The sequence below is a fragment of the Plasticicumulans sp. genome (genome assembly GCF_035331805.1).
GTDB lineage: Bacteria > Pseudomonadota > Gammaproteobacteria > Competibacterales > Competibacteraceae > Plasticicumulans.
The window spans coordinates 1-1508 of the sequence record NZ_DAOLKE010000567.1; the positions used below are offsets into that span (position 1 = coordinate 1).

The 1508-nt window shown below is 72.1% G+C and carries 1 protein-coding gene; it reads right to left on the minus strand.

The genetic code is table 11. The annotated features are described in order from the left end of the window. Positions 1-8 precede the first annotated feature (8 nt). The gene (locus PKE44_RS19425; protein WP_324554505.1) at positions 9-1391 is read right to left on the minus strand and encodes an ethanolamine ammonia-lyase subunit EutB; all 1383 of its coding nucleotides are present in this window, start codon (positions 1389-1391) and stop codon (positions 9-11) included. Positions 1392-1508: the final 117 nt, after the last annotated feature.

The window sequence follows — 1508 nt, forward strand, 5'->3', positions numbered from 1 at the left end:
GGGGGGGGTCAGCCGATCCGCGCCAGCGCCGCGGCGAAAGCTGCCGGCAGGGCCCCGGCCGGGCGGCCGTCGGCGCCGAACACGCCGCTTGCGTACAGCCAGTCCTCGAACTCCGGCGCCGGGCGCAGGCCGAGCGTCGCGCGCAGTGCCAGCGCGTCGTGAAACGAGGTGGTCTGGTAATTCAGCATGATGTCGTCGGCGCCGGGGATGCCCATCACGTAGGTGACGCCGGCGGTGCCGAGCAGCGTCAGCAGCGCGTCCATGTCGTCCTGGTCGGCTTCGGCGTGGTTCGTGTAGCAGACATCGCAGCCCATCGGCAGGCCGAGCAGCTTGCCGCAGCAGTGATCCTCCAGCCCGGCGCGGAGGATCTGCTTGCCGTCGTAGAGGTACTCCGGGCCGATGAAGCCGACGACGGTGTTGACCAGCAGCGGCCGGAAGCGGCGGGCGACCGCGTAGGCGCGCACCTCGCAGGTCTGCTGGTCGACGCCGTGGTGCGCGCCGGCCGACAGCGCCGAGCCCTGGCCGGTCTCGAAGTACATGACGTGGTCGCCGAGCGGGCCGCGCTGCAGCGCCAGCGCCGCCTGATGCGCCTCGTCGAGCAGCGCGAGCGTCACGCCGAAGCCGGCGTTGGCGGCCTCGGTGCCGGCGATCGACTGGAAGACCAGATCGACCGGCACGCCGCGCCCGATCGCCGCGAGCGTCGTCGTCACGTGCGTCAGCACGCAGGCCTGGGTCGGGATGCGGTATTCGTGGATCACCGCATCGAGCAGATGCAGCAGCCCGGTGACCTGCGTCAGGTTGTCGGTGGCCGGGTTGATGCCGATCACCGCGTCGCCGCTGCCGTAGAGCAGGCCGTCGAGCAGGGTGGCGGCGATGCCGGCGGCATCGTCGGTCGGGTGGTTCGGCTGCAGCCGCGTCGACAGCCGCCCGGGCAGGCCGATGGTGTTGCGAAAGCGCGTGACCACGCGGCACTTGCGCGCGACGACGATCAGATCCTGCACGCGCATCAGCTTGCTGACCGCGGCGACCATCTCCGGCGTCAGCCCCGGCGCGAGCGCGGCGAGCGTGCCGGCATCGGCCTGCGCCGACAGCAGCCAGTCGCGGAAATCACCGACCGTCAGGTGCGCGACCGGCGCGAAGGCCGCGGCATCGTGGCTGTCGAGGATCAGGCGCGTGACCTCGTCATCCTCGTACGGGATCACGGCCTCGTTCAGGAAGGTCGCGAGCGGCAGCTCGGCGAGCGCGTACTGCGCGGCGACGCGCTGCTCGGCCGTTTCCGCGGCGAGGCCGGCGAGCACGTCGCCGGAGCGCAGCGGCGTGGCCTTGGCGAGCAGGTCCTTCAGGTCCGCGAAGCGGTGGCGCGTGGCGCCGAAGGCGTGGGCGTAGGGCATCGGGAGACTCCTCGCGGCGGCTGCACCGTGGCTCACGCCCGGGTGCTGTTGCCGCCAGTCTCGCCGCATCAGGCGACGCCATCCACCCGTTTCATGCCCGCCGGAACAAGGCGCCGG